The 24,152-nt window shown below is 66.8% G+C and carries 18 protein-coding genes and 1 pseudogene; 6 read left to right on the plus strand and 13 right to left on the minus strand.

Annotated elements, in window-relative coordinates; translation table 11 throughout:
* Positions 1 to 23: 23 nt before the first annotated feature.
* A complete protein-coding gene (locus ACWEO7_RS18800) occupies positions 24 to 362 on the plus strand; it encodes a VOC family protein (RefSeq protein ID WP_452424790.1) in 339 nt (112 codons plus the stop codon).
* A gap of 172 nt (positions 363 to 534) precedes the next feature.
* Here the strand turns inward: ACWEO7_RS18800 and ACWEO7_RS18805 are convergent, their stop codons facing one another.
* The 3 genes from ACWEO7_RS18805 to ACWEO7_RS18815 form a co-directional block, all read right to left on the minus strand.
* Complete coding sequence (locus ACWEO7_RS18805; protein ID WP_452424792.1) at positions 535 to 2,205, minus strand: hypothetical protein; 1,671 nt, start codon at positions 2,203 to 2,205, stop codon at positions 535 to 537.
* Between the two features lie 217 nt (positions 2,206 to 2,422).
* A complete protein-coding gene (locus ACWEO7_RS18810) occupies positions 2,423 to 3,451 on the minus strand; it encodes a transglycosylase SLT domain-containing protein (RefSeq protein ID WP_452424794.1) in 1,029 nt (342 codons plus the stop codon).
* Between the two features lie 213 nt (positions 3,452 to 3,664).
* The gene (locus tag ACWEO7_RS18815) at positions 3,665 to 6,121 is read right to left on the minus strand and encodes an FHA domain-containing protein (protein WP_452424796.1); all 2,457 of its coding nucleotides are present in this window, start codon (positions 6,119 to 6,121) and stop codon (positions 3,665 to 3,667) included.
* 1,041 nt (positions 6,122 to 7,162) lie between these two features.
* Here ACWEO7_RS18815 and ACWEO7_RS18820 point away from each other — a divergent pair.
* Positions 7,163 to 8,257 (plus strand): annotated as a pseudogene (locus tag ACWEO7_RS18820) (transcription termination factor Rho, short form); the annotation flags it as partial.
* Between the two features lie 90 nt (positions 8,258 to 8,347).
* On the opposite strand, the gene ACWEO7_RS18825 reads toward ACWEO7_RS18820, so the two are convergent.
* From ACWEO7_RS18825 to ACWEO7_RS18845, 5 genes are all read right to left on the minus strand, one after another.
* Positions 8,348 to 9,052, minus strand: coding sequence for a TioE family transcriptional regulator (locus tag ACWEO7_RS18825; protein WP_452424817.1), 705 nt, complete (start codon positions 9,050 to 9,052; stop codon positions 8,348 to 8,350).
* An 83-nt stretch (positions 9,053 to 9,135) separates the two neighbouring features.
* A complete protein-coding gene (locus tag ACWEO7_RS18830; RefSeq protein ID WP_452424798.1) occupies positions 9,136 to 10,341 on the minus strand; it encodes a glycoside hydrolase family 76 protein in 1,206 nt (401 codons plus the stop codon).
* Between the two features lie 283 nt (positions 10,342 to 10,624).
* Positions 10,625 to 11,035, minus strand: a complete 411-nt coding sequence (locus ACWEO7_RS18835; RefSeq protein WP_452424800.1) for a hypothetical protein — start codon at positions 11,033 to 11,035, stop codon at positions 10,625 to 10,627.
* Between the two features lie 216 nt (positions 11,036 to 11,251).
* Positions 11,252 to 12,112: a hypothetical protein gene (locus ACWEO7_RS18840; protein ID WP_452424802.1), complete on the minus strand. Its 861-nt coding sequence runs from the start codon at positions 12,110 to 12,112 to the stop codon at positions 11,252 to 11,254.
* Positions 12,113 to 12,720: 608 nt separating this feature from the next.
* On the minus strand, positions 12,721 to 13,119 hold the full coding sequence (locus tag ACWEO7_RS18845) for a VOC family protein (protein WP_450022533.1): 399 nt from the start codon (positions 13,117 to 13,119) through the stop codon (positions 12,721 to 12,723).
* Between the two features lie 104 nt (positions 13,120 to 13,223).
* Here ACWEO7_RS18845 and ACWEO7_RS18850 point away from each other — a divergent pair, with 104 nt between their 5' ends.
* Positions 13,224 to 14,219, plus strand: coding sequence for a helix-turn-helix transcriptional regulator (locus ACWEO7_RS18850; protein ID WP_452424804.1), 996 nt, complete (start codon positions 13,224 to 13,226; stop codon positions 14,217 to 14,219).
* Positions 14,220 to 14,415: 196 nt separating this feature from the next.
* Here ACWEO7_RS18850 and ychF read toward each other — a convergent pair whose 3' ends face one another.
* Together ychF and ACWEO7_RS18860 are read right to left on the minus strand one after the other, a co-directional pair.
* Positions 14,416 to 15,495 (minus strand): redox-regulated ATPase YchF, encoded by a 1,080-nt coding sequence (gene ychF / locus ACWEO7_RS18855; RefSeq protein WP_452424805.1) that lies wholly within the window; start codon positions 15,493 to 15,495, stop codon positions 14,416 to 14,418.
* A 107-nt stretch (positions 15,496 to 15,602) separates the two neighbouring features.
* Complete coding sequence (locus ACWEO7_RS18860; RefSeq protein ID WP_452424807.1) at positions 15,603 to 16,526, minus strand: quinone oxidoreductase family protein; 924 nt, start codon at positions 16,524 to 16,526, stop codon at positions 15,603 to 15,605.
* Between the two features lie 308 nt (positions 16,527 to 16,834).
* Between ACWEO7_RS18860 and ACWEO7_RS18865 the strand changes: the two genes are divergently transcribed.
* Both ACWEO7_RS18865 and ACWEO7_RS18870 read left to right on the plus strand, forming a co-directional pair.
* Complete coding sequence (locus ACWEO7_RS18865) at positions 16,835 to 17,671, plus strand: helix-turn-helix domain-containing protein (protein WP_452424809.1); 837 nt, start codon at positions 16,835 to 16,837, stop codon at positions 17,669 to 17,671.
* Positions 17,672 to 17,681: 10 nt separating this feature from the next.
* Complete coding sequence (locus tag ACWEO7_RS18870; protein ID WP_452424811.1) at positions 17,682 to 18,098, plus strand: VOC family protein; 417 nt, start codon at positions 17,682 to 17,684, stop codon at positions 18,096 to 18,098.
* 360 nt (positions 18,099 to 18,458) lie between these two features.
* On the opposite strand, the gene ACWEO7_RS18875 is transcribed toward ACWEO7_RS18870, so the two are convergent.
* The 3 genes from ACWEO7_RS18875 to ACWEO7_RS18885 form a co-directional block, all read right to left on the minus strand.
* Positions 18,459 to 19,283 (minus strand): carbohydrate ABC transporter permease, encoded by an 825-nt coding sequence (locus tag ACWEO7_RS18875; RefSeq protein WP_452424818.1) that lies wholly within the window; start codon positions 19,281 to 19,283, stop codon positions 18,459 to 18,461.
* Between the two features lie 80 nt (positions 19,284 to 19,363).
* Complete coding sequence (locus ACWEO7_RS18880; protein WP_452424820.1) at positions 19,364 to 20,239, minus strand: carbohydrate ABC transporter permease; 876 nt, start codon at positions 20,237 to 20,239, stop codon at positions 19,364 to 19,366.
* A gap of 50 nt (positions 20,240 to 20,289) precedes the next feature.
* Positions 20,290 to 21,600, minus strand: a complete 1,311-nt coding sequence (locus ACWEO7_RS18885; RefSeq protein WP_452424813.1) for an ABC transporter substrate-binding protein — start codon at positions 21,598 to 21,600, stop codon at positions 20,290 to 20,292.
* A gap of 203 nt (positions 21,601 to 21,803) precedes the next feature.
* On the opposite strand from ACWEO7_RS18885, the gene ACWEO7_RS18890 reads away from it, so the two are divergent.
* Positions 21,804 to 24,062, plus strand: coding sequence for a carbon starvation CstA family protein (locus ACWEO7_RS18890; RefSeq protein ID WP_450015810.1), 2,259 nt, complete (start codon positions 21,804 to 21,806; stop codon positions 24,060 to 24,062).
* The last annotated feature ends 90 nt before the right edge of the window (positions 24,063 to 24,152 follow it).

Below are 24,152 nucleotides of genomic sequence, written 5' to 3' on the forward strand. Positions count from 1 at the left end.
CGAAGCGACCGAAGGGAAGCGATATGACGACGAAGGGCATCGAGGGCGTCCACGTGGAGACGCACAATTGGGGCGCGACCGCGAGATTCTTCCTAGCCCTCAGCTATGAGCCGGAATTCACCACCGACCACAACTCCGGGCTGTTCCGCAACGGCGACGGACCCTATGTCTTCATCGCGGAGATCCCGAAGAACCAGACGCCCCGCACCCAACTGGTGCTGACCGTCACCGACGCCGACGCGTTCCAGCCGAACGGCGATATCGACGTGGTCGCACCGTTCGAGGCAACCCATTACGGCACAAAGGAAATGACGGTCCGCGATCCCGACGGGCGCACCTGGAGTCTGCAGGCTCAGAGCTGAAAACGCCCCACGCCGAGACACTGTGGGCCGGTGCGCCGCGCCGCAATACGGTCCAACGCTCCGGCACGCCGTCCGTTTGCGGGTAGGCGGCAGGACGGACCGTAAACGAACTCGCCAAGTCGGCCGGACTCGCTGATAGTGCTGTCGCCGAATCGATTACGGCCCGCTCAGGTCATCGCGTGGTGAGTTGCGGTTCGTTGGACGCGTGCGGCGCGCTCGCGGCTGGGGCCTCCGGTTCGTGCATGACCGGAGACGGGTGCACGGCACCGGCCTGCGTGACCTGTTCCATCCGCGGCGCGTGGTCGTTGCCATCGGGTGCGTAGTGCTGGGCCATGCCCGGCTCCAGCGCACGACCATTCGACTCCGAATGCGTCGCGGCAGCCTCCGAGAGCGCGACCTGCCCGGTGGGCTTCACCGTGCCAACGGCGTTCGACTCGGGGCGCACCTCGGGGGCCGCCGAGAGCGGGATATGTTCGGTGACCGCCTCGGCCGCGCTGTGAGCCGTCGACTCGGGATGCGTTTCGGCGGTCTCGCCGCGCGCACCATGCTCGTGGGCCGCCTCCGCGAATCCGGGGGCACTCGGCTCGGGCACGGCCACGGAAGGCTCCACCGACTGCTCGCCCGGCTCCCCCTGCCTGCCGGTGCGAATCCGGTCGAGCGTCTGTCGCACCGCCGCCGCCAGACGTGCGTCCAGGACAGCTTCGTCCGGACTGGCCGCGGCGGCCACTCCCGGACCGCCCGTACCGGCCGCGGACGGCCGTTCGACCGCGGGCAGCCGCGTCGTTGCCAGCCACAGCTCCGTGAGTTCGGGTGCCGCGACGGCGGGCGTGGCGATCGGTACTTCGGCGGCGGGCTGCTGCCCCGCCTCAGCGGCCTGTCCGTGCTGCGGAGCCTCGGGGCCCGAGCCCTCCCGGCCGGGTGCGGGCGGCTCGGTCGCGGCGGATTCGCTCGCACGGCGAGCCGTCGGCTCCATGAGGATGCTCGGCAGGATCTGGTTCCCGGCGCCGCCGACCTGGGTGAGCGCCGCCAGTCGTTCCTGGAGATCTTCGTGGTCGGGGACGGCGGCGGTCGCCTGCTCGATCGCGCGCCCGTATCGCTCGGCGACGAGCCGGTGGGTGACGAGCGCGACGCCGATCATGATGGGCGCGATCGCGTGGATGCCGATCCCGGCCACCTCGCCCGTCCTGATGTAGGGAAACGTGTTCAACGCGATACTCGCCGTCAGCAGGACGCCCTCGACGGTGTAGACCTGCCACAGCCGATCGATCACGCCCCACTCGGCGGTATCCCCGGTGGACAGCATCAGCGCGACGAGTACCGCGCTGATCAGCGCTTCCAGACCGTAGGACAGCCAGAACATCGGATTGGTCGCACCGCCGGACGGCGCGATGTTCTGCTGCACCGTGACCGCGGAGAACAGCATCGAGAACGCGACGACTCCGGCCAGCAATCCCAGCACCCGCGGCTTGCGCTGATGCAGGCGGGCGACTTTCGCGTGCGGGCTGCTGCTGTGCCGCTGCTCACCGATCGCCTGGGCGGCCCGCAGCAAGTCGGCGGCTTCCCGTTCGGCCAGCTCGGCGGCCGTACGCCGTACCCGCTCCGCGGCGTCGGCGGCCGCCTGGATGCGCGCCCGTTTCTCGTGGCGTTCATAGTCACGCACGAGCTCGGCCAACTCGCGGGAGGCGGCGAGCTCACGCTCCGATAATGCTTCGAGCAGCGCCGGATCGTCCTGGTGGGCCAATCGCTCATGCGCGATCTGCACTCGATCCGGCAGCGCGCCTGCCACCAGATCATCCATCGGCGACGCCCCGGCGGGCGCGTTGGTCGTGAAACGACGGAACATCAGCAAAGAACCTTTCCGACGGTCGAGTGTTCCAGACGCAGCGCGCCATCGCTGCCTCGGCCGTCGAACCGGACGACCGACCCGGCCGAGAACGAAAAGATAACTCGTCATCGAAATCCGTTCGACCCGACGAGCAATCGAGACTACTCGAGGGCAGCGGGACGAATCCCCCAGGACAGCGTTGGATTCCAACTCGGTCGGCCCATCCGGCCCGCGCTCAGTAGCCCTTCGGCGAACGGTTCGGATCCGCTTGCTGGACCTTGGCCTGCAGGTCGTGGCCGTCCCGGGAAACGTCGTACCGTTCCATCACGTAGTTCATGCTGGCGGCGACATTGGCCACCGGGTCGTGAATGTTGTTCGACGTTCCCCCCACGTGATAGGCCTGGAAGGTGCCGGGGATGGTCTGGGTAAGTCCCCTGGACGCGTGTCCGGCGGCAGCGTTGCTGTCCCAGTTGTTGACGGCGTTCGGATTTCCGCCGGATTCCCGTTCGATCAGAACCCGGTAGCCGCGCTTCCAGTACTCGCGGGCCACCGGATCGGTGATGCCGAGCGCGTCGAGCGCGCCGTCGATCGCGGCGTCGACCGAGACGTTGCCCTGGTAGCGCGCGTAATCAGCGGTCGTCGCGGCAGGCACGAAGCCAGGGCCGGGTGAGTAACTGCGCTGCATGTAGTTGCTCGGCACGTAGTTGCTGCCCGCCGATGCGGGGGAGTACGTGGGCGCGGAGCCGTCGATGTCGTTCGCGTGCACTTGGACGCGGTCGGTGGCCTTCGCGATCTCGTCGTGTACGTCGTCGATCGTCTTCAGCACGGCGTTCGCCAGCCTGATCTCTGTGTGCGGAGCGATGTACTGCTTGCCCGGACTCGCCCCGGGAGCCGCGTCCAGCGTCGCCTGCAGATCTTTGACATGCTGCTTTATAGCGGCGAAGGCGCCGCTGGAGATGTCGTAGGTGCCGTAGGCGGACAAGTCGACGTTGTCGTCTTGCTTGCGAATGTCGTTCTTGATGTCGTCGAACGCCTGCGCGTGGTTGGCGTAACCCTCGGCCATGACCGACTTCTTGTCGTCACCGGTGACGAGCTTCTCGTCGCGCAGCAACTTCACCACATCCGGCGCCTGCGAAGGCGAACCCGTCGCCAGCAGATCCGCCGAGGTCTGGATCGTCTGGCGGCCCAGTTCGATGACCGACTTCAGGCCCGGGCTCGCGTCCGCGGGCGGGTCCAGCTTCACCACCCAGCGCTCGGTGCTCATCGAGACACCCGGGCCCCGGACGGCAGCGGCCTTGCGAATACCAGCATCATCACCTCACGCCTGACAACGCTCACGAGGCCGTGCGTGGCCTACCAGTCCGACGCGGTCGAGTATTCCGCAACGCCGGATGCCCTTTTCCCGCCGCTGGGAGTAACGGCTTCGAGCAGCCACATCGCCACGGACGCGCGGCGATCGGCGCGGCGCGCGAAGACGTCAGATCGTCGCGGGGCGGCGAGCGCCACGGCGCCGCGGACGCAGCTGGTAGAGGCGATACCAGGCCAGCGCGAGGAAGATGGCTCCCAACCCGGCGACCACTCCCATATCGAGCAGCCACGTGCCGATGGTGTGTTTCCACAGCGGGTCGGGCCCGCCCTCGTGCGGCGAGAGAGTGTCGAGGTCGAGAGTGGCGGCTCCCGCAGCGAACCCCCACCGAGCCGGCGCGAAATATGCCAGCTGCTCCAGGACGGGAGTGCCGGGCAAGCGCACCAGCCCGCCGGTGAGCACCAGTTGCGCCATGGACAGCACGATGAGCAACGGCAGCGTCTTCTCCGAGGTGTTCACCGATACCGATACCAGCAAGCCCAGTGCCAGCGACGAGATGCCGAGCAACGCCATCATCAGCATCAACTCCAGCTCGACCGAGGTGAACAGCCCCTTGGGCGGCATACTGACCCCGATGGTGCCGATAAGGACTAGCACGACCGCTTGGAGCGTGGTGATCACGCCGAGGACCAGCAGTTTCGACATCAAATAAACTCCGGCCGACAATCCCGCCGCGCGTTCTCTGCGATAGATCGTCTGTTCCTTGACGATCTCCCGGATCGAGTTGCCGGTGCCGACGAAGCACGCCGCGAACGCCAGGATCATGAGTTTGGTCGCGGCATCGACGTTCGTTCCCGGCGCACCGGTGAATCCCTGACCGGCCGGCACGGCCGCGATCAACCCACCGAGCAGCAGGGGCATGACACCGAGCAGTGCCAGATAACTGCGGTCCGAGGCGATCACCGCGAGATACCGCCTGCACAACGTGCTGAGCTGGCTGAACTTGGACTGCGACGGTGGTGGCGCCGTCGGTGTGTGCACTTCCGCGGGGCCGACCTCGTCGGGCGGGCCGACGGCCACGTAACGCTCGTAACGGAGCGACTCGCGGAACTCACCGGCCCAGTCGCGCTCTTCCTCGCGGTCGAATGCCTGGAACACCTCGGCCCAGCTGCCCGCGGCGAACTGCTGCAACCCTTCCGCGGGCGGGCCGTAATAGGCCAGACGGCCGCCGGGCACCAGGACCAGCAGGCGGTCGCAGGCATCGAGGTTCGCGACGCTGTGAGTGACGACGATGACCGTACGCCCGTCGTGCGCCAGTCCCGACAGCATTTCCATGACCGTCTTGTCCAGACCGGGATCCAAGCCGGATGTCGGTTCGTCGAGGAACAGCAAGGAGGGTTTGGTCAGCAGTTCCAGTGCCACGCTCACGCGTTTGCGCTGCCCACCCGAGAGCCGATCGATGCGGGTATCGGCGTGCCGCGCCAAGCCGAGCTCGTCGAGGACCTCGTCGACCCGCTGTTCGCGTTCCTCGCGGCCCGTGTCACCGGGGAAACGCAGCTCGGCCGCGTAGAGCAGCGCCCGCCGCGTCGGCAGCTGGTTGTGCAGAATGTCTTCCTGCGGTACCAATCCGATGCGGTGGCGGAGTTCGTCGTAGTTGGTGTACAGATCGCGGCCGTCGTAGAGCACCGTCCCCTCTGTCGCGGGCCGCAATCCGGTGATCGCGCCGAGCAGTGTCGATTTGCCCGCCCCACTCGGCCCGATCACCCCCACGAGCGATTTACCCGGGATGGGGAACCGCACGCTGTCCATCAACACCTTGCCCTCGGGTGTCCGCACGGTGATGTTCTGCACGCAGACCGATACGTCACCGGTGTCGACGAACTCGCGCAGTTCGTCGCCCACCAGCCGGAAGGTGGTGTGGCCCATGCCGATCAAGTCGGCTTCGGAGAGATCGGCGGCATCGACGCGGGCGCCGTTGACGTAGGTGCCGTTGTGGCTGTCGAGGTCGACGATCCGGTATCTGCCCGTGCCGATGGTCCGCAACTCGGCGTGATGGCGGGAGACCATGAGATCGTGCGCGACGATGTCGTTGTCCGCGGCGCGTCCGATCCGGAGAGTGGGCGATGTTATCCGGACCACCGCACTGGGATGGTGCGCCGCGGGCGCGGATCGCGATACCCGCCGGGGTAAGCCCGGCTCGAACTTCGTGACCGTAGCCTCGTCGTCGAGCGTGTAACCGGGATTCGGGACGATCATCGTGTCGCCGCCGGAATCGCCATCGGGTTCCTGCCCTGGTGGCGTTTCCACCGAGCAAGCCAATTTTTCGCCGTCCACCGCGTGTCCGAGCTGGAACGTCTCGTCGTGATCGATCACCATCCGATCGACGCGGTGACCGTCGAAGAATGTGCCGTTGAGACTGTGCGCGTCCTCGATTTTCCAACCGTCCGCACCACGCTCCAGAACGGCGTGCAACGACGATACGCGCGGATCGGAGACGACGATATCGGCCGTCGGATCGCGACCGACGTTATAGGCGCCTCCTGCGCGGAGCCGATAGACGCGTTCCCGCGTCTGCACTACGAGAACCGGCGCCTCGGGCAATTCGGTGGAGGAAGATCCATCCGCCATAAAGGGAGTATACGACCGCGCGACATGGTCACCGCAATAGTCGAGAACGCCTCGATCTCGTCACGAGGTCGAGCGAATGCGGCCTCGCTCGCCATTGGGCCCCCAGGGCCGCAGGACCGAGGTGGGATGCCCCATCCGGCTATGTCGACATTTCCGGCACTCGGTGCCGGATGGCGAATGATCGACCGACCATGCCGATTATTCTCGTTCAAGATTAAAATTCCTGCGACCACCGGGAAGTCGTTTCCACCACCTCCGGCCACCGCCATCGTCTTTCGCGAAGTCGCAATGAAATCGGCTGCGCATTCCCTGCTACTACACACCACTGACTCATCTCGCTTCCGGCAATATCCGGAAACCCTCTGTGCCGCAATTGGAGCGGCCGTGGTCCGCGCCTGAGCGGATCTCGTTGCCGCGATGCCGCCGATATGCGCCTGACCCCGAGCACCGCTCACCGCCGCCTACCGCTCGGCCACGGTTGGGCACCACGCCAATGCCGTGCGACCGGACCGGTCATGCCGCGGCGGTCCTGACATCCGCTGCTGCCAGTGTTCGACCGGGGCAGCGTGAGGCACGGCGCGCGCATCGCACGCACCGGAGTGGGCGGGCTCCTTCATGCGTGGCTACCGAACACGAAACTCGACGGACGGCTGCGGTTTTGGAAGTAGCCTTGCGGCAGAGCGCCCGGTCGCACCATGCCTGCTCGGCGATCGGGCGATGCACGAGGGGGAATAAGCAGGCGCTGTTGCGTGTTGCGTCTGGTACCGCTACAGTAAGGCGGTCTCCATCTTGTGGATGTAGGTGACAATTCCCTCCCACAAGAGTCCACTTTCGCCACGGCGATCTCGTATGCCGAGCACCCGGCAGCATGCACGCATTGGACAGATTCCAGCCGTGCCTGAGGCGTATGCATCGAGCGCCATTCCAGTAGGCGGCATTCATGGCAGCCCGCCGCATCCATAACTTTTTCAAGGAGAAGCCATGCAAGACAAGACTATCCACACAGAAGACAGCTCAACTCAGGAGAACCGTACGACGTCGGTCACCGGGATTCTCGACATCACCCACAACCACGCCTCATTGCACGTCGACGGCTATCTGCCCGGACCACACGACGCCCATGTGCCTGCTCGCTTGGTCCGCGAATACGGCTTGCGTCGCGGCGATACCGTCACCGGCGCAATCGGACCCAAACGGGACGGCGCCAAACTCGCACCGCTGATCCGAGTCGATCAGATCAACGGCCTGCCGCCCGGAAATGCCAAGGTGCGTCCGCACTTCGCCGACTTGGTCCCCATCTATCCGCAGGATCGTCTACGGCTGGAGACCGAGCCGCATGAACTGACCACGCGCGTCACCGATCTGGTCATGCCGATCGGCAAGGGCCAGCGCGCCCTGGTCGTCGCACCGCCCAAGGCGGGCAAAACCTCTGTGCTGCAAGCTATCGCGCACGGCATCGCCAAGAATCATCCCGAATGCCAGCTGATGCTGGTACTGGTCGGGGAACGCCCGGAAGAGGTGACCGACCTGTCCCGAGCGGTACCGGCCGAGGTCGCCGCCGCGACCTTCGACCAACCGGCCCAGGACCACATCGCACTCGCCGAACTGGCCATCGAACACGCGAAACGCCTCGTCGAAATGGGTCACGACGTCGTCGTGCTGCTGGACTCGCTGACCCGGCTGGCCCGCGCCTACAACCTGGCGGCCGCCGGGTCCGGCCGCATCCTCTCCGGCGGCGTCGATGCCGGGGCACTCGCGCCACCGAAGAAATTCCTCGGCGCCGCACGAAATATCGAGCACGGCGGCTCACTCACCATTATCGCCACCGCCCTGGTCGAGACCGGCTCGCTCGCCGACACCGTGATCTTCGAGGAATACAAGGGGACCGGAAACGCCGAACTGAAGCTCGATCGGCACCTCGCCGACCGCCGTCTGTTCCCCGCGATCGACATCGACCGCTCCAGCACCCGCAAAGAGGAACTGTTGCTGTCCGCCGACGAGCTCACGGCCACGGGATCCCTGCGCAAGACCCTCTCGGGCCGCGACCCGCAGCAAGCGCTCGAACTGCTACTGACCGGCCTCCGTCAAACCGGAACCAACCCGGAATTCCTGACCCAGATTCGCAACGCGGGCTGACAAGGGTCTACTGCGGCTGGCGACCGGCATGGACCCCACTCGCCGCACCGAGCGAGTCGACACAGTCCCCGCGGCTCCGCGCTTTGTGGATCACTCCTGGGGTGTGCTCTCGAGCATCGCTAGGTACGTATCGAGCTGGGCCGCGCCGGCGAGCAGGTTGCGGCCGCGCGCGGTCAGCCGGTCCTGCCAGGAGTCGAGGAAAGCCCGCAAGGCGTCCGCTCCGCCTGCCTCGCGCAGCGACTCGATGAACTGCGCGACCTGGGACAGCGGGTAGCCGCCTCGGCGCAATTGTCGTGCGATCTCGGCGTCGCGTACGCAGTCCGGTCCGTATCGGCGATAGCCCGTTGCTCGATCACGCTCGGGGTGCAGGATGCCCTGGGTCTCCCAGGTGCGCAGGGTCGCCGGGTGCACGCGGATTCGGCGCGCGAGTTCGCCCACGGTCAGTGGTCGACCGTGGACCGGAGTCGGCATCGCGGTGGACAGACTGCCCAAGGCCTTTGCGACCTCGGTGCGTGTGTCACGTTCGGTGAGCAGCGCGACGTGGGAGGCGTCGATGAGCCGGTAGGCAGACTCGGTATCGCCGCGATTGGCCGCGCGCATGATCTCCATTGCCTGCTGGTGCCCGTGGCCACCGCGCAACGCCAGGAAAGCGCGTAGCGCCTGCGCGTGCAGGAGCGTATAGCGCCGGTAACCGGTCTCGCTGCGCTCGGTCGGCGGAAGAATGCCCGCGTCGTCGTAGTTGCGGATCGCCTGTGCGGATAACCCGTGTTCCCGGGCGAGGTCGATGGGCCGCAGGTTGCACCTCCGATTGCAGCTTTGCTCTCGTTCTTCCAGGTAAAGCGGTAGAAGTCCCTCCGCGCCGCGCTTCCCCTATGGGCTCAGCGGCCCGCGGCGGTGAGCTGGTGATCCGCTTCGAGCAGCATCCACCCGCTCAGCTGTACCGAGAGATCGCTGCTCAGGTTCGCCGACGAAGCGGCGGACGAGTGGGTGAACTGGGGAAAGGTTTCAGGCTGCGCCGGCACCGTGACCGGGCGGGTCCAGTCCACACCGAACAGGGGTAGCCCGTCCACCTCGGCGCGGTGTTTCCAGGCCGCCTGCGCGGAAGCGTGCACGATATTCGCCGCTGTGGCGTCGCCCAAGGACACTGCGGCTTCCGCGAGATATCTGGCGAGGATGCCCATGAACAGCCCGGAGTCGTCGCCGGAGGCCGCGGCGATCACCCCGGCGTCGGTGAGCCTGTCCCCCGCCGCGGCGACGAGATCTGCCACGCGCCTGCGATGGCCCGATTCACCTGTGCGCAGCGCCAGCTCCGTTTCCAACCCGATGGCCACGCCCTGGCAGTAGGTGTGGACGGTCCGCTCTACTCGTCCGCCGGGCTCGTGGACACCGTCGAGAATCAGGCCGCTGGCGGTGTCGCGCAATCGGGTGTGCAGGAAATCGGCGAGTTGTCCGGCGCGCGAAAGTTCGCCCAAACGCGCCACAGCGATGCCAGTCGGACCGATCGCGGGGGTGTTGTAGTACTCGTCGCCGGACCGCCAGGGCACCGCACCGACGTCCGAGTTCCATCCCTCGATCAAACCGGCTCGCAGCTCGCCGACAGCGTCGCCGAAGCGGACGCCGAGTAGCCGGTCGGCGCGTTCGAGTGCCAATACCAACCAGGACATATCGTCGTAGTACCGGTTGGTCCAGCCGGTGAGGTTACGGGTACGGATACCGCGTGCGATGGCGACGACCCGGTCTATGCGTTCGGGCGTGCGGGCGCGATACGCGGCGTCCACCGCACAGTCGAGAAGGTGGGCTTGCCACCAGTAGCACCATCGCGCGAACGACTGGTCCAGCAAGGACCCCGGCCAGACGAGCGTGCCCAGCCGCATCTGCGGCTGACCCCAGAGCGTGCGCACGTGCCGCTGCACGATGGCCTGTTCCGCCAGGTCCGCCCGCCTCGCCGACTCCTCGGGGCCCGCGGACACTTTCCGCGTGATCGTCACCGCCTGCGCGGGCTGGGCCAATGCGGTGAGCGCGATCGATGCTCCGGCCGCCAGCAACACACTGCGCCGACTGATTTCCTTCTTCCGGCGATCCATCCGCTCGGACTCCCTTTACTGAACAACGATCACCGGAGCCGGAATCCGGGCAGCTGAATCCTATCGCGCGACGACCATTACGGCGCGGCGGCGACGGGCTCCCCAAGTGCAGGCGGCAACCGCCCAGCGTGGCTCCCCGCCGGTTGTACGCGATTGCCTCGAACGCGCTGCAATGCCGCATACCGCGCTGACCGAACCGGTCAGCGCGGTATTCCCGAAAACTACGGGCCGAGGGGATCTCGGGAATTCATTCGGCGACCCACTGCGTGTGGCCTCCGCTCTTTCACGCGGCGTGCAGAGCCGCAGCCACCTTGCGGGTCATCTCGTTGACGACGGGGCCGGGCTGACCGTTGCGGCTCGTTGCCGCAGCGGCTTCGAGGGCGACCAGCACGGTGGTGCGGAAGTTGTCGGCCTCGGCGGGATCCTGCTGGTCGAGCAGAGCCACCGCCGCAGCCAGGGCCGGCAGCACTTGGTCGGCGAGCTCGGCGACGGTCCTGCCGGTCAGGTGGACGTCCTTGGACTTCGCGTTCAGCACGTGCCCGACCCGGCCGGTCGCCGACGTCAACGCGATGGAGCCGGCGGTGGCGGCCTTGTGGGGCTTATCGGAGGCGGCGGCGAGCAGGGAGACCGCGCCGTAGGCGGCAGAGCGGACGGTGGCCTTGTCCTGGTCGGTCAGGGCGAGGGTGGCGGACATTTGTGCTCCTTCGAAATCCGTTGTGGCAGTGACCCGAATCCGGTGGCGATCCGGGCCTGTTTTGTTCGATGGGCATACTTTGTCCGGTGCGGCTGACAGCGCACTGATGCCGACCTGACACGGTCACTGACACAGCGTTCGGCCCGTTACCCCACGATGATGGTCACCGCTGACGGTTGGGTCGGCGCGCTATGCCGGCACTACGGATCGCTCGGCCTACCGAAACCACCTCCGACGTGCCGACTTGCGGGGCGCCACCTGGACGACGATCCCGCCCAAACGTGCCTCCTGCATGGTCGCGGGGTGTCCGTCGACAAAGCACGCACCGGTTCGGGTGATCTCGACGCATTCCTCCTGGGAGCCGGAGCCGTCCGGGTGCTCGAGCGTATCCGCGTAGTAGCAGATCATTCCGCCACTGAGACTGGTGTTGAAACCCCTGACCCGGCGCCCGGCGCGGTCGGTGGTGCGGCTCAGGCAGTGATCGCAGACCGCGCGGGGGTAGCGTTCCTCATAGATCGTCGGCCGGTCGCAGTGTGGGCAGGGTTGCGTGTATCGACGACCAGCGGCCGGACTTTGCATCAGGAAATCATTGCGAGCGAAGATGCTACGTGCCGAGTCTCCCCCGGCCCCCCTGCGCCGCAAGCCGATTAGGAGGAACTCGGCGTAGTCGGCTACCTCGGGAGCGATTGCTCCGCGCCGGGGTATCTCGCCTATGCGTGCGAGGCCGCTGTCGTAGGCCTCGAGCGCCAGGCGGTGCGCCACCGATAGTTCGCTGTCGGGGATGTGTCTGTTGGCATGTTCGGCTCGGGACAAGTGTTCGGCGATTACCGATTCGATGGTTTCGCTCACAGACAGTAGCCCGCTGCCGTAACCATCGGCGGTCACCAGGACGTAACCGTCCATCTCGCCACGGTCGGTTCCGATTGTCTGTAAGAACGCGAAACCTTGCCCGTAGCGGGCATTCTGAAGCCCCTGGTGGGCGTATGGGACGAGAGTGTCGGGATCCCGCGCCAGATCGCGCGCGATTCGCAGCGCTTCATCATAGGTCGGCGGAGAGCTCAGGTCTGGCCGCTTCATGACCGCCAGCCTATCGCGCCGAACTTCTCTGGCATGAAAGCGAATTCGGCAGTACGAGACATTCAGAACTGCGGTCGAGGCGAAGCTGCGGCATGCGGTGAAGACGCGAGGGCGGTCGCGCTCCCACTACCCCGGCCGTGCCCAGCAGGTCTCGACGAAACCCGCCAGCCCGTCTAGCCGCAGCGCGGATCGGGCGGAACCGCCCATCACTGATCGAGGTTCACCTGTCACCCCTGGGACGCCCGCGAGTCGGCCGATCGGTACGTCCTACCGGGCGCTCAACAGAGTCGCTACCAGCAGGAGTCTTTGTCTGGCGCTGGACACGGAAGGCAGAGCTCCCAAGCGGTCGGGGACGGCGCCTTCAGCCCATTCGAGTGGAATTCGGTGAGTTGGTTGTGGCCCTGGCCGGGCGGAGCGAGTGGGCGAGTCCGTCACATAGCCAGCGATGTGCCTGCCCACCTGGTGGGTGTGCCGACGGCGGCTTCTTCGACCGATTGGTTTCTCCGCCTCGATCGGAACCAGCTTCCGCGGACGGTCGCGCCCACCCTGCCGCTTCACGCGTCTAGCTCCAGTCAACTCGAGTGCGCGCTCATGCCGACGAGCGGATGTCAAAAAGCGAACTTTGCGACGGCTTGCGCGGTGACCGGCGTGAAGAGGTTGATCAGGTTGCCGTCGGGATCGCGGAACAGCAACGACCGGTTCCCCCACGGCATCGTCGTGGGCTCGTTGACGAAATCCTCGACCGCATCCCGCAACCGCCGGTAATCGGCATCGACATCGGGAACCAGGAATTCGATGATCGCGGTGTGGTTGTCGGCTGGGCGCGCGCTGCCTGCCGCGAACAGCGCCACGGTGCGGGTGCTTCCGATCGCAAGGGTGCCGGCTGGTGTGACGATTTCGGCGAAATCCGGTGTAGCCCAAGTGGCTTCGACACCGGTCACGTGCTGATAGAAGCTGACCAACCGGTGGATGTCATCGGTGATCAGACGGATCGAGACGAGCTTCATCGCGTACTCCCTGTTGTCGGATGCGGCGGAAGTTCCGCCGCCGCATGCCACGGTAGAGTCGATACCGGACAGTTTCCGCCCGGTATAGATGCGAGAATTTCCCGATGACGCGCCCCACCGCCCGAGTGCTGGCCCTGCTCGAGTTGTTGCAGGCCGGCGGTACCCATACCGTCGGTGAACTGGCCGGACGGCTCGGCGTCGATGAACGCACCGTCAGGCGATACGTCACCCATCTCACCGACCTGGATATCCCAGTCCGATCGGTTCGGGGCCGCTACGGGGGCTACCAGCTCGCCCCTGGGTACCGAATGCCGCCGCTGATGCTGACCGACGACGAGGCGGTGGCGGTGTTACTCGGACTCCTCACCAACCGCGGCGCCGACCGATCGACAGCTTCCGCCCGGGCAGCCGACAGCGCGACGGCCAAACTTCGCCGCATCCTGCCCACCCGCCTGACGGCCCGGCTGGACGCACTGATCAACACCGTCGAGTTCACCGCCGACGCTCGCCCGGAAGTCGCTGTCGAGACCGCGGTCCTGCTCCGCCTCGCCGAGGCCACCCGCGAGCACCGACCGGTCGCGATCGACTACACCGACCGAAACGGGCGGCCCAGCGAGCGGACCGTGCACCCCTATGGGCTCGTCGACCACTCCGGCCGGTGGTATCTGACAGGGCAGGACTGCAACAGTGACGAACTACGCCAGTTCCGGGTGGACCGCATCACCGCGATGACCACACTGCCCGGAACGTTCACTCCGCCCACCGGATTCGAGCCGGCAGCTCACCTGCTGTCCGCACTTGCCACGGCGCCCTACCAGCACGAGGTATCCATCCGAGTGCAGGGCACGCTCAGCCAGGTCCGCCCGGTGCTCCCCGCGACGATCGCGACCATGCACGAGATCGACTCACCGCCGGCCGACACCCGCCCGTGGGTCCGGATCCGAATCCGGGCCGAACAACTCGACTGGATTCCCCCAGTCCTCGCCGGCCTGAATCGCCCGTTCGTCATCGAACACCCCGACACCCTTAAAGACGCCGTACGCGCCCTGGCCCTTCTACTGACCGCGGCCGCCGACGGCCGATACCAAACCCATAGCTAACCCCAATCGGGCGCCTAGACCCGATCCGGGCCGGGATCAAGCCCTACCACCAGGCTTATGCCGCATAGCGCGCTGATCGGAACCGGCTGCGGGCAGTGCCGGCGGAACGACGGAGCCCCCAGCAGATACCAGATGGGGGCTCAGCAGAGTCTCTACCAGCAGCGATACATGCGCTGCCTTACTTCTTCGCAGCGCCTCAGACGTTGAAGCGGAACTCGACCACGTCGCCGTCGGTCATGACGTAGTCCTTGCCTTCCATGCGGACCTTGCCCGCCGCTTTGGCGGCGGCCATGGAGCCTGCCTCGACGAGGTCGGCGTAGGCGACGACTTCGGCCTTGATGAAGCCGCGTTCGAAGTCGGTGTGGATGACGCCGGCGGCCTTCGGGGCAGTGTCGCCCTGGTGGATGGTCCAGGCGCGGGCTTCTTTCGGGCCCGCGGTGAGGTAGGTCTGCAGGCCGAGGGTGTGGAAGCCCGCGCGGGCGAGGGCGTGCAGGCCGGGTTCGGTCTGGCCGATGGATTCGAGGAGTTCGGTGGCGGATTCCTCGTCGAGTTCGAGGAGTTCGGCTTCCACCTTGGCGTCGAGGAAGACCGAATCGGCCGGGGCGACGGAAGCTTTCAGCTCGGCGACCTTCGCCTCGTCGGTGAGCACCGACTCGTCGGCGTTGAAGACGTAGAGGAAGGGCTTGGTGGTGAGCAGCGACAGCTCTTTCAGCAGTTCGGTGTCCACCTTGTCGGCCGCGGCGAACAGGGTGGTGCCGCTGTTGAGAATCTCCTGCGCGGCCTTCGCGGCGTCGGCGACCGGCTTGCGGTCCTTCTTGACCTTCGCTTCCTTCTCCAACCGCACGACCGCCTTCTCCAGGGTCTGCAGGTCGGCCAGGATGAGTTCGGTCTCGATCACCTCGATGTCGGCGCCCGGGTCGACGCGGCCGTCGACGTGCACCACGTCGTCATCGGCGAACACCCGCACCACCTGGCAGATGGCGTCGGCCTCGCGGATGTTGGCGAGGAATTTGTTTCCCAGGCCCGCCCCCTCGGACGCGCCCTTCACGATGCCGGCGATGTCGACGAACGACACGGTGGCGGGCACGATCCGCTCGGAGGAGAAGATCTCGGCCAGCTTGTTCAGCCTCGGATCGGGCAGGGGCACCACGCCGACGTTCGGCTCGATGGTCGCGAACGGGTAGTTCGCGGCGAGCACGTCGTTCTTGGTCAACGCATTGAACAGCGTCGACTTGCCGACGTTGGGCAGACCGACAATTCCGAGGGTGAGACTCACGAGGAACAGAGTCTACGCGGCGCGCCGACCCCGCTCTCCCGCGAGTGGCACATGGTGGAGGGCGCCTCTCGGACTCTGCCGCAGCCATGTGCCACTCGCGGCCCGTTTCAGGGGATGAGGACGACTTTGCCGAGGTTGGCGTGGGCTTCGATGGCGGCGTGGGCTGCGGCGGCTTCGTCGAGGGGGTATTCGGCGTGGATGGCGGGGCGTAGTTGACCGGAGGCGAAGTATTGCCAGAGTTCTTGGCGCCAGTGTTCGTAGACGTCGGGCTGGGTTTTCGCGATGCGGGCCATCTGGAAGCCGATGACGGATTTCGCGCCGACGAGCAGGTCGTAGGCCTGGATGGTGCCGCCGCCGGAACTGTAGGCGACCAACCGGCCGCCGGGGGCCAGCGCCGCGATCGCGGGTGAGAGCAGATCGCCGCCGACGGCGTCCAGCACGTAGTCGGCGGGAGCGCCCCAGGACTCTTGGCCGTACTCGACCACGTCGTCGGCTCCGAGTTCCCGCACGAACTCCGACTTCGCCAGATCCGACACCGCGCCGACCACCCGCGCCGCGCCACGGACCCGCGCCAACTGGACCGCGAGGTGGCCGACGCCGCTCGCGGCGGCGGTGATCAGGGCAGACTCCCCTTCCCGGGGCGATGCGGCACTGAGCGCACCGAGCGCCACCAGGCCGCTGCGCACCAGCGCGACCGCGTCCACCGCCGACGCACCGTCCGGAATCGGCGACGCCATGGCCGCCGAGAGCAGGGCGTAGTCGGCGTAGCCGTGTCCGAACACCAGGCCGGTCACGCGGTAGCCGGGCGCGTAGCGGTCGACGCCCTCGCCCACCGCGACCACCTCGCCCGCGACCTCGCCGCCCAACGCGATCGGTTCGCGCTGCTCACGTACCTTCCGCACCACCGGCAGGGTCACCCCGACCGCCTCGACACGGACCAGAAGCTCACCCGGCCCTGGTGTCGGGACTTCGACCGAGACGAGCTCGAGCACCTCGGGACCACCGCTGCGCTCGTACTGCACCCGCCGCATCACACCTCCAGAAATCGTCAGGAGGCGCAACGGTAACCGGATCGCGGGTGGTGATCACAGTCCACTACACGCTGTAGTGGTACATCTCACCGCTGGTCGAGACCGGCGGAGAGCAGCCGGAGCGTTGGGTCCGCGCCCGCTCGACCACACGTCAGGCTTCCACTCGCGTCAGCCCGAAACATCATCGGCACACGAGCCGAGACCACGAATCAATGCCCGCGCCACTCCGCGAGCGAAGTCATCCGGTGCGGGTGCCGCGTCCGCACCGGACCGGCGCTCCTGTCGGTCCCCCGGCGTAGCGTGACCGCATGGAGCCGACCTCCGAGGTGGTGACGGCGCGTCCGGCACCCACGCTCGCCGCGTTCATCGACCGGTACGTCGGTTATCGCATGTCCGGGTTCGCGGCGGGGATGCATCGGGGGTTGCCGTCGCGGCACATGACTTTCATCGTCGCGATCGGGCCCACGATCGACGTCGTCGAGCAGACGGATCCACGGCAGTCGCCCCAGAACTATCGGTGTGTGCTGAGCGGCCTGCAAGCGAGCACGGCCCTGATCGCGCACGACGGTCGTCAGGAAGGTGTGGCCGTGTCACTCACGCCGCTGGGTTGCCGCACCTTGTTCGGCATGCCCGCGGCGGCGCTGTGGGACACGTCGGTCGAATTCGCCGACGTCGTCGGACCTGTCGGATCGGAGTTGTGGGAGCGATTGCAGTACGCGCCGAGCTGGCCGGAGCGTTTCGGGGTCTGCGATCGGGTGCTCTCGGCGCTGGCCGATCCGGCCCGCGCGGTCGGTCCCGAACTCACCTGGGCATGGCGCGCGGTGGTCGGTTCCGGCGGCGGAATCGCGGTCGGCTCGCTCGCCGCGGAGGTCGGGTGGACCAGACAGCATCTGACGCGCCGGTTCAATCGCGAGTTCGGCCTGAGCCCGAAACTCGCGGCCCGGATCACGCGTTTCGAACGGGCGCGCCGGATGCTGGCGCACACGCCCTCCTACGTCACCATCGCCCAGGTGGCCGCCACGTGCGGGTATTACGACCAGGCTCATCTGGATCGGGACTTCGCCGACCTCGCCGGAACCAGCCCGACCGCGTGGCTGGCCGAGGAGATTCCATCCGTCCAAGCCGCGGACGAGTCCGCCGGATGACGATGTAGCCATGACGAATCCGACAGAACTCAGCACCCGCACCGCCGTCTGGCCCACGCTCATTTTCCGCGATGCCCGCGCGATGGCCGCCTTCCTGATCGAGGCGTTCGGCTTCCGGGAGGCCGCGCTCTACGCCCGCGAGGACGACCCATCGATCGTCGAGCACGCGGAACTGCGCTGGCCGCTGGGCGGCGGTGTCATGTTCGGCTCGGCAGGGAAGGACGACAGCCCGTTCAGCACCCGCCCGACCGGCACCAATTCGGTCTATCTCGTCTGCGAGGAGCCCGACGCGCTCTTCGCCCGCGCCACCGCCGCGGGCGCCGAAGTGGTCCGTGGCCTGCGCGACGAGGACTACGGCTCACGCGGCTTCACGGTCCGCGACCCGGAGGGCAATCTCTGGAGCTTCGGCACCTATTGGGGCGCTTGATCGGCCTGGGGACGAAGCCTCCTCACAGAGCGCAGCCGCGGCCCGGCGACGACTTCCGCCCGGCCGCGGCACCGCACCGCACCGATGAGGACGTTCATTCGCCCGCCACGTCCTGACGTGTGAACACCAGACAGCGACGCACCCGAGAACGCGAGGGCGCGGACGAGCGCGCTGGGCGCTCACCGAGAACCTGAGCAGGTAAGCGAATCCGCCTTCCACCCAGGCCCCGGGAACCGGAAGGCGATCAGTCGGCGCGCGCCGAGCCCGACAACGCGATACCCCACACCAACGCGCGGACCGTCGCCGAAGAGCGCCGGCAACCAGAAAGGCGCGCGAACCAGGCGGACCGAGCGCACCCGCTCAGCGCCCGCCGAAGCCCGACATCGCGATGCCGCGGATGAACGCGCGCTGGGCTATCGCGTAGATGAGCAGCAGTGGGAGCAAGATGACCACCGCGGCGGCCATGAGGATGGGCCACTGGGTGTAGTACTGCCCTTGCAGCCGGACCAGTCCCAGTGTCGCGGTGGCGACGTCGTCGCGCTGGATCATGACCAGCGGCCACAGGAAGTCGTTCCACACGGTGATCCAGGTGAGCACGGCGAGCACCATCAGGGCCGGACGGGTGTGCGGCAGCAGCACCCGCCAGTACACCTGCCAGGTGGAACAGCCATCGAGGATGGCGGCCTCCTCGAGTTCCTCGGGCAGCGTGCGGAAGAACTGCCGCATCAGATACGTGCCGAACGCACTGCCGAACAGGCCGGGCACGATCATCGCCCACGGGGTGTCCACCCAGCCGAATGCCCGCATCAGCAGGAACTGCGGGATCACCGTCACGGTCAACGGCACCATCAGCGTCGCGAGGTAGGCGAGGAACAGCATGTCGCGCCCACGAAAACGCAGACGCGCGAAGGCATAACCGGCCAACGAGCAGAAGAAGACCTGCCCCGCCGTGACGCACAACGCGTAGATGGTGGTGTTGAGCAGCATCCGCCCCATCGGCAGCAGATCGAAGACCTTCCCGTAGTTCGACCACTGCGGCCGCTGCGGAAGGAGCGCCGCGTCGGCGATCTCGCCGTCCTGCTTCAGCGAGCCCGACACCGCCCACAGGATCGGCAGCAGCGCGCACCACGCGATGCCGACCAGCACCGCGTATATCGCGGTCCCGCGCACCACTCGCCGCACGATCGCCCGGTCGACGCGGCCGACCGCGACGAACGCGCGGTCGCGTCGAACCGGCAGCGCGCGCCGTACCGCCTCGTAGGTGTTCACTGTTCCACCTCCGACCGCCGGGCCATCCGCAGTTGCACCAGTGTCAGCAGGAACAGGATCGCGAAGATCACCCAGGCGAGCGCGGAGGCGTACCCGACCTCGTAGAAGCCGAACGCATTCTGGAACAGCATGATCCCCAGCAGGTACGTACCCGTCTCCGGCCCCCCGTTGCCGCCGGTCAGCGCGTATGCCTGGTCGAACGCCTGCACCGAATTGATGATCGTGATGATGAAGACGAATGACAGCGGCCCCCGGATCAGCGGCACGGTGATCGCGAAGAATCGCCGCAGTGCCCCGGCTCCGTCGATCTTGGCGGCCTCGTAGAGCGTCTCCGGTACGCCCTGCATGGCGGCGAGCAGGATGACCGTCGCGAACGGCACACTCTTCCACACGGTGACGACGCTGAGCGAGACCAGCGCCCAGTCGGGATCGGTCAGCCAGGGCACCGCGTCGATGCCGATCCAGCCGAGCGCGACGTTGAGCAGCCCGTCGTCGGTGAACAGGAACCGCCACACCACGGCCATGGCGACCGCCGAGGCGACCAACGGCAGAAAAGCGATGGTGCGAAATACACTTACGCCGACCAGTTTTCGATTCAGCGCGGCGGCGACGGCGAGTCCGATCATCACCGTGGGCACCAAGGTCAGCAGCGTGAAAACGGCCGTATTACGTAATGCGATGAGAAACAACGGATCCGAGGTGAACAGCCGCCGGTAGTTGTCCACACCGACAAATCTCATGGGACTGAACAGGTCCCACGAATGAAAACTCAGATAGAGCGAAAAACCCAACGGGAACAACAAGAAAACCGCGACGGCCGCCACGTTGGGCGCGACGAATGCCCAACCGGCCCGCTCGCGCCGCCGCGCCAATCGGGAGGCGACGCCCGCTTTGCCCGATGTTTGCGATCGCCGCGCTGCCATCATGGTGTCTCCAGCAGCGCGTCGACGTCGGAGGCGAAACGGCCGTCCAACGAGGCGGCGGTGGCGGCGCCGCGCAGCACTCGGTTGGAGCCGCGTTCGAGCAGGGCGGACACCTTCCCCCAAGCGGGGGTGATCGGCAGCGGGCGGGAATTGGCCGGACCGGCGGTGAACACCTCGAGATTGCGGATCTCCCGGTGCGCGGCGGCGAACCCCGGTGAGTTCATCGCCGACTGGAGCACGGGGACGAACAGCCCGGACGCGGCGATGATCGCCTGACCCACCGGTCCGGTAGCGAATTTGACGAATTCCCAGGCCTGTTCGACACGCGGGCTGCCCGCGGCGATGGCCAGGCCCGTGCTGCCGACGTCGGTGATGGCGCCGGGACCGCCGTGCGGGCCCACCGGCAGCACCGTGATGTCGATCGGGAGATCGTCGTGTCCGGCGAATTCGGAATACAGCCAATGCCCGCCCAGCGCCATCGCGGCCCGGCCCCGCCGGAACAGGTCGGGGGCAGAGACGGAAAGCGTGTCGGCGGCTTTCGGCGCCACGCGGTGGCGTACGGCGAGGTCGGCGTAGAACTGGAACCCTTCGGCGAACCGCGGATCGCCGAGGTTGGTCCTGGTCGGACGCACCGAGGGCGAGAACCATTCGGCGCCGTTGTTCATACCGAAACAGGCCGCCGAAAAGTACGGCACCCAGGCGTCGGCGAACCCCCACCGGGTGCGAGACGAGTCATGCCTGGTCAACGCCTCGGCAGCGGCCAGGAACTCGTCGAACGACCAGGCGTCGCGCCAGCGCGCGGGCGGAGTGATCCCGGCTCCGTCGAACAGCTCCCGGTTGTAGTACAGGAACACCCCGGACCACTGTTCGGGTAGGGCGTACTGCCCGCCCGCGTAGGTGAAGGTGTCGTACAGCGCCGGATAGCTGTCGGCGCGCAGCTGGGTGGCGTACCGCGGATCGCGGTCGAGCAGGGTGTTCAGATCCAGCAGTACCCCGCGCTCGGCCAGCCCCGAATAGGTCAGCTCCCACGCCATCAGCACGTCCGGGCATTTGCCGCCCGCGCAGTAGGTGAGCATCTGTTGCAGCGGGTCCGGACCCGACATGATGGTGCGAATCCTGATGTCGGGATGCAGCTTCCGGAACTCGTCGATGATCGTCAGCCGAACCCTGGCCTCTTCCGGCCTGGCCTGGAAGAAGAAGGTCAACGCGTCGTCATCGGAGCCGCAGCCACCGCTCGCCAGCACTGGCGCGGCCAGCGCCGACCTGAGCAGCGTCCGGCGACGGACCCTGGCGACGGGATTCGCACGCAATACAGCCCTCCTCCAGGGCGGATGTGGAGCTTCTCGAACGGCATGGCAGCATACGTTCGGCAATCACATGGTGACGGCCGACACATGAACAATATTTCACGGTGCGCGTCCGACGTCCGGAATCGGCACGACGGCGATCATCGATCGGTTACGTTGTCACGTGTTTGAGCAAGATCCTGCGCGTTTTACAGGAGAGAAGGCAGATGGCGACAATCGAATATCTGCGGACCGATCCCGATCTGCCGCCCGTCGGCGTGGTCGACAAGTCCCCGATCACACCGGCCAAGAAATTGATCTTCGCGGGGATCGCCGCACTCGGCGCCATAGCGTGGGCGGTGCTCGCCATCTCACGCGGCGAATCGGTGAACGCGGTCTGGATCGTGATCGCGGCGGTGTGCACCTACATCATCGCGTACCGGTTCTATGCCAGGTTCATCGAACGCAAGATCGTCAAACCACGCGACGACCTGGCCACACCCGCCGAAATCCTGGAGAACGGCAAGGACTACATGCCGATGGACCGGCGGGTGCTCTACGGGCACCACTTCGCCGCCATCGCGGGCGCGGGGCCGCTGGTCGGTCCGGTGCTGGCCGCGCAGATGGGCTACCTGCCGGGGACCATCTGGATCGTGGTCGGCGTGGTGCTGGCCGGCGCGGTGCAGGACTACCTGGTGCTGTGGGTCTCGATGAAGCGGCGCGGGCGCAGCCTTGGGCAGATGGCCCGCGACGAACTGGGTGTGATCGGCGGCTGGTCGGCCATCGTTGGCGTCCTGGTGATCATGATGATCCTGCTGGCGGTGCTCGCGCTGGTGGTCGTCAACGCGCTCGCGCACAGCCCGTGGGGCGTGTTCTCGATCGGCATGACCATTCCGATCGCGCTGTTCATGGGTGTGTATCTGCGGTTCCTGCGGCCGGGCAAGGTCGGCGAGGTCTCCGTGATCGGGTTCGCCATGTTGCTGCTCGCCATCGTCGGCGGCGGCTGGGTGTCGGAAACCGAGTGGGGCGCGGACTGGTTCACGCTCTCGCCGGTGACCATCTCCTGGCTGCTGATCGCCTACGGTTTCGTCGCCTCGGTGCTTCCGGTGTGGCTGCTGCTGGCCCCGCGCGACTACCTGTCGACGTTCATGAAGGTGGGCACCATCGTGTTGCTCGCGGTCGGCATCCTGGTTACGCTGCCGGTGCTGCACGCGCCCGCCGTCTCGTCGTTCGCGTCCAGCGGTACCGGACCGGCTTTCGCGGGTTCGCTGTTCCCGTTCCTGTTCATCACCATCGCCTGCGGCGCGCTGAGTGGCTTCCACGCGCTCGTTTCCTCCGGCACCACGCCGAAACTGCTGGAGAAGGAATCGCACGCGCGGATGATCGGCTACGGCGGCATGCTGATGGAGTCGTTCGTCGCGGTCATGGCGATCATCACCGCCTCGATCATCGACCAGCACCTGTACTTCGCGATGAACGCGCCGCTCGGTCTCACCGGCGGCACCGCGGAGAAGGCCGCGGCCTACACCAATGGCCTCGGGCTCAGCGGTCCGGCGATCACTCCGGCGGAGCTGAGCCAGGCCGCGAGCGATGTCGGCGAATCATCGATCATCTCCCGCACGGGCGGCGCGCCGACGCTGGCGGTCGGCATCTCCGAGGTGTTCCACCAATTCCTCGGCGGGGCGAGCATGAAGTCGTTCTGGTACCACTTCGCGATCATGTTCGAGGCGCTGTTCATCCTCACCACGATCGACGCGGGCACCCGGGTGGCCCGGTTCATGCTGTCGGACGCGCTGGGCAACTTCGGCGGTGTGGCGAAGAAGTTCCGTGATCCGTCCTGGCGGGTGGGCGCGTGGCTGTGCTCGGCCGTCGTGGTCGGCGCGTGGGGCTCGATCCTGCTGATGGGTGTCACCGATCCGCTCGGCGGCATCAACACACTGTTCCCGCTGTTCGGCATCGCCAATCAGTTGCTCGCCGCCATCGCGTTGACCGTCGTGCTGGTGATCGTGGTGAAGAAGGGCCTCGCGAAATGGGCCTGGATTCCGGCGATTCCGCTGGTCTGGGATCTCCTGGTGACGATGACGGCGTCGTGGCAGAAGATCTTCTCCGCCGATCCGAAGCTCGGTTACTGGAAGCAGCACAGCATCTGCCGAGCCGCGCAGGAAGCCGGGAAGCTGTGCCTGACGGCGAAGACCCAGGACGATATGAACGCGATCGTGCGTAACACCTTCATCCAGGGCACTTTGTCGATCATCTTCGCTGTGCTGGTACTGATCGTGACGGTGGTGGGCGCGCTGGTGGCCTTCCGCGCCTGGCGCTCCGGGGAGACCACGACCACCGAGACGCCCGAACAGCCGTCGAAGATCTTCGCGCCCAGCGGATTCCTCGTCACCGCGGCGGAGAAGGAAGTCCAGAAGGAGTGGGACGAATTGATCGCGACCGGGAAGGCGCGCGCCTCCGGCGCGGCACACGTACACGCGCAATGAGACACCTTCTGTCAACCTCAGGCGGCGAGTACGCGTTGGCGGTTGCTGACGTGGGTTTCTTCGTTGTAGGCGGTGCCGCGGGTCAGGCAG

The sequence above is a fragment of the Nocardia sp. NPDC004260 genome (genome assembly GCF_053603155.1).